Genomic DNA, 4017 nt, shown 5'->3' on the forward strand with positions numbered 1-4017 from the left:
ATTAATATTGAATTCATATACAATTTAAAAAGCTACACTGAGTAAAAAACAAAAAAGCTGCCCCATATGGACAGCTCATTTACATAATTATCGTTATCAGGAATATCTCTATGTTTGTAATGAATCGTTTTTACATCATTTCCTTTTATGCGAAAAGTAATTGTGTCCTCTCCATAAGGCGGATTGTGTGCACCCTCAAAAGTTTAAATTTTAAAATCCCTCATTAACTAGCTCTTTTATCGAGTTTAATTTTGAAGAAAGCTCGATAAACCATTCTTCATCCCCTGTTAATAATGCAAGATCTATAAGATAAAGGATTTGTTCCTTATTTATTACCTTTGATTCAGGGAGTTTGTTAACGTGTTTACTAAAGAGTAAAATCGCTTCGTTTATTGTGTACTGGCCGTCACGTTTCACAATACTAACTGTAACTATATCCTCTACATCATCAAGTGATACAATATAACCAACTATTAATTCACCTTCATTTGATATTCCACGAACCCAATCTCCTACTTTTAAAACATGATTATTATTTGACATCATACCGTTTCACCTTCCTATAAATATTTTTTGTGACGATAAAAAAGATATAAAAACAATTATACTGTAATATTTTTCATTACATTTAAGTGTTAAGAACTCACGGCTATATAATAATTAAGCCGCTTAACGCTCTTGATTGATAAGATCAACAACTTCTTTCATTGTATAATTCTTTAAGTATTCACCTAGATGCTCTTCAGCACCTAAGAAAATAGCGAAAAGAACTTTTCGCATGTTCGAACCTACAACACACTGATTGTTTGATTCTGGACACTTCGGCTGCAAAGCACCTTCAGAGGTTATCTGATAAATATGCCAAAGATTCACTTCGTCTAAATCGCGGGCGAAAATAAAACCTCCACCAGTTCCCTCTTTTGATTGTATAAACTTGTGCTTTTTTAACAAACTTAGTACTTTACGAATACGTACTGGATGTACACCTGCACTTTCTGAAATAGCATTACTTGTTGACATCCGATCTGGCTGTAAAGCTAAATAAGTTAAACTGTGTATGGCCAAGGTAAAGTCGCTGTTCATGATTTTCCTCCTACGATCAAAAATATTGTTTCTCATATATTAACTGTAGCCATAAATATTACAGATAGGTTAGAACGTTAAAACATATAGAATACTTCTTGCCATAAAAAATTAATTCTATCCGGTCCCACCTATATCTGATAACTTCATTTAGCTTTTTAAGTTGAAAATAAAATTAAACACTCCACTGTTTCTTCACTTGTTCTTCTGCCAATTGTTTAATTTTTGTCCATATCGTATCTTTACTTACAATAACATTTGTTTGATAATTTCTATCGTTATAATTGACTGTAACACATACTTCTATCATTTTCTGCTTCCTCCTTTCATACCACTTTCCCTAAAAAATATTACTTATTAATTAGCCAACTTTTGCAGTTCAATGTTTAAAAATGTTCGGACGCTACGTGGTAAAAATTTACGAATTTCTTCTTCGTTAAAACCAATTTGCAATCTTTTTTCGTCCAGCATAATTGGGCGACGTAACATTAGTGGATGCTCAATTATTAATGTATAAAATTCATTGAGCGAGAGCTCCTCAATATTTATATTTAAGTCCTGAAAAGTTTTGGATCTAGTTGAAATAATTTCAGTAGCCCCCTCTTCAGTTAAACGAAGAATCGATTTAAGCTCATCAACTGTCATAGAATTTGATACGATGTTTTTTTCAATATAATCAATTTGATGCTCTTCAAGCCATGCTTTCGCTTTTCGGCATGAGGAACAGCTTGCTGTTGTATATAGAATTACCATATTTAACTCACTCCTTTAATGTTATGAAACGTACATTTTAAACATCGGTTATTGAAATGTATTAAAAAAAATTACAGTTTAGAATCAAATACAAGCAATATTATTTATTCGAGAATATTTAATTTATCTACATTTTACAGACGATAACAACTCACTTCTAAAAACTATACTGTAATTTTAAACTTTACAGTTCTATAAATCAAATGTTAAGTCTTGGATTCATTCTATTAACGTATAATAGGAGCAGTTGAGACAATACTTGCCTCAACCGATTTTTATATCTCTTTATAATTTTTTGCAGTAATGACTGTTTCAAACTCAAATGTTTCGGGTAGATGATCTGCATAAGAATATTCAAAAGTTCGTCCATCCGTTAAGTAAGCTACTTGTTCAACTCGCATTAGGAAATCCTGATTTGTTAAGTTCATAAACTGCTTTTCCCTATCATCTGGGCGAATTCCTTTAACCCTGACAACAGATGTCCCTACTTCAAGACCAAGTTTATTTTGAATATGTGAGTATATCGACTCCTCTAAAACAGAAGCCTCAACACCTGGGATAACCGAAATTGGCATCCATGTATGCTCCATAATCGTCGGAATGCTGTGAATGATGCGGAGGCGAATGATTTTATAGACGAAATCACCGATTGAAACTCCCAATTTCTCAGCAACTACTTCATCAGCCCCAACAATCGCAAACTCGATAATTTTACTTTCTACCTCACTGCCGTATACAGCTTTCGTACCCGTTAAAGTTTGAATCATTCGTGCCTTTTCCTGTTGACGCCAATCTTGCACCACTGTTCCACTTCCGCGCCGGCGGATGATGTAGCCATCTCTAACTAATAGATCCAGCGCTTTCTTAATAGTAAGGGCTGAAACACCAAATTCTTCAGCAAGGACGGGGCTACTCGGAATTTTTTCGTTGATTTTATATTCACCGTCTAAAATTTGCTGTTTAATCTTTTGATAAATGCCGAGGTATTTTACTTGTGTTGATCCGCTTGCCATTTCCATACCTCCTTTATACTGCAAACTCTCTTCTATTCATTCAAATGTAAAGCCTCAAGTTTGTAAACGGAAGGTGATGGGGCAGCAAATCCATTTTCTAAGATTTCAATATTCGTTACCGCTTCTTCGTCTTTCACAAGTTTTGGTGCACCATTTATAATTGTTTCATACGCGGCATCATAGAAACGACCGTAATCACCAAGTGGCGTTTTAATTTGTTTTTCAATCCAGTCACCATTTGCATTACGATACTTAGCAACTCCATAGTACATCGGTGAATCTTCACCAAATCCTGCACTCTCAGGCATAACACCCGCTTTCAAATCATTTTCCTGCTGATCTTCACCATATTTAATAAATGATCCGTTTGTTCCATGAACGATAAAGCGTGGATAATCTTTTGCTACGACATGGTTCGTTTTCAGCTTAATCTTCAACTGATTTCCGTAATGTAAACCAACATCGAAATAGTTATCAACCGCACCTTCCATTTCATTATTACGAATATCGTATGTAACCGTATCTGGACGGCCGAATAGTGAAATCATACGGTCCATCGTATGAATACCTAAACTGTAAAATGAACCTTCTTCTTTTGGAGCTTCATGAGTGATTGAACCAGGACGGAAATAATCAATATGTGATTCAATCTCAATAATATCACCAAGGAATCCTTGTTCAATTACTTGCTTCACAGCTAAAAAATCACCATCAAAACGGCGGTTTTGATAAGGCATAACTACTACACCTTTTTCTCGTCCTAAAGCTAATAATTCTTTCGCATGTTCCACTGTATCGCAAAATGGTTTTTCAACGATAACTGATTTTCCAGCAAGTATAACTTTTTTCGCTAATTCGTAATGCGTATGTGCTGGCGTACAGACCGTCACCACTTGAATTTCCTTGTCATTCAACAATTCGTCCAAATCAGTAGTGAAGTAAACACATTTTTCCTTATATGGAGCCGCTAATTTTTCATTTATTTGACGTACAAAAATCGTTTTTATTTTTATATTATTACGCGTGTTTACATAAGGTAAGTGATAGCGGTTAGCTGACTTTCCAAATCCAATAAAGCCCATTGTTAATGTCATATTTTTCAACTTCCTTGCTCATAAATTTTCGTTTCTATATTTATTATATAATTTAATTATTAAAAGTATATAGT

6 protein-coding genes and 1 pseudogene are annotated in these 4017 nt (G+C 34.1%); all 7 read right to left on the reverse strand.

What is annotated here, in order from left to right; genetic code table 11:
• Nucleotides 1–32 precede the first annotated feature (32 nt).
• Nucleotides 33–203, reverse strand: a pseudogene (locus tag ABWK52_RS17005) (DUF3888 domain-containing protein); the annotation flags it as partial.
• A 7-nt stretch (nucleotides 204–210) separates the two neighbouring features.
• Nucleotides 211–546 carry an IDEAL domain-containing protein gene (locus ABWK52_RS17010; protein WP_000987462.1) on the reverse strand — a complete coding sequence of 112 codons (336 nt, stop codon included), beginning with the start codon at nucleotides 544–546 and terminating at the stop codon, nucleotides 211–213.
• 123 nt (nucleotides 547–669) lie between these two features.
• Complete coding sequence (gene saiR, locus ABWK52_RS17015; protein WP_061655182.1) at nucleotides 670–1083, reverse strand: Rrf2-family transcriptional regulator SaiR; 414 nt, start codon at nucleotides 1081–1083, stop codon at nucleotides 670–672.
• Nucleotides 1084–1258: 175 nt separating this feature from the next.
• Nucleotides 1259–1393, reverse strand: a complete 135-nt coding sequence (locus tag ABWK52_RS17020) for a BA3454 family stress response protein (RefSeq protein ID WP_000573532.1) — start codon at nucleotides 1391–1393, stop codon at nucleotides 1259–1261.
• A 47-nt stretch (nucleotides 1394–1440) separates the two neighbouring features.
• Nucleotides 1441–1836: a transcriptional regulator SpxA gene (spxA, locus tag ABWK52_RS17025; protein WP_000236194.1), complete on the reverse strand. Its 396-nt coding sequence runs from the start codon at nucleotides 1834–1836 to the stop codon at nucleotides 1441–1443.
• Nucleotides 1837–2111: 275 nt separating this feature from the next.
• Nucleotides 2112–2849, reverse strand: a complete 738-nt coding sequence (locus ABWK52_RS17030; protein ID WP_000146278.1) for a GntR family transcriptional regulator — start codon at nucleotides 2847–2849, stop codon at nucleotides 2112–2114.
• Between the two features lie 32 nt (nucleotides 2850–2881).
• On the reverse strand, nucleotides 2882–3943 hold the full coding sequence (locus ABWK52_RS17035; protein WP_098341053.1) for an oxidoreductase: 1062 nt from the start codon (nucleotides 3941–3943) through the stop codon (nucleotides 2882–2884).
• Nucleotides 3944–4017: the final 74 nt, after the last annotated feature.

The sequence above is a fragment of the Bacillus sp. AP50 genome, assembly GCF_040492675.1.
Taxonomy (GTDB): Bacteria; Bacillota; Bacilli; order Bacillales; family Bacillaceae_G; genus Bacillus_A; species Bacillus_A cereus.

What these genes read in the sequence shown, in the direction of transcription:
- ABWK52_RS17010 (WP_000987462.1), bottom strand. Translation starts at nt 546, where the DNA reads ATGATGTCAAATAATAATCATGTTTTAAAAGTAGGAGATTGGGTTCGT.
- saiR (WP_061655182.1), bottom strand. Translation starts at nt 1,083, where the DNA reads ATGAACAGCGACTTTACCTTGGCCATACACAGTTTAACTTATTTAGCT.
- ABWK52_RS17020 (WP_000573532.1), bottom strand. Translation starts at nt 1,393, where the DNA reads ATGATAGAAGTATGTGTTACAGTCAATTATAACGATAGAAATTATCAA.
- spxA (WP_000236194.1), bottom strand. Translation starts at nt 1,836, where the DNA reads ATGGTAATTCTATATACAACAGCAAGCTGTTCCTCATGCCGAAAAGCG.
- ABWK52_RS17030 (WP_000146278.1), bottom strand. Translation starts at nt 2,849, where the DNA reads ATGGCAAGCGGATCAACACAAGTAAAATACCTCGGCATTTATCAAAAG.
- ABWK52_RS17035 (WP_098341053.1), bottom strand. Translation starts at nt 3,943, where the DNA reads ATGACATTAACAATGGGCTTTATTGGATTTGGAAAGTCAGCTAACCGC.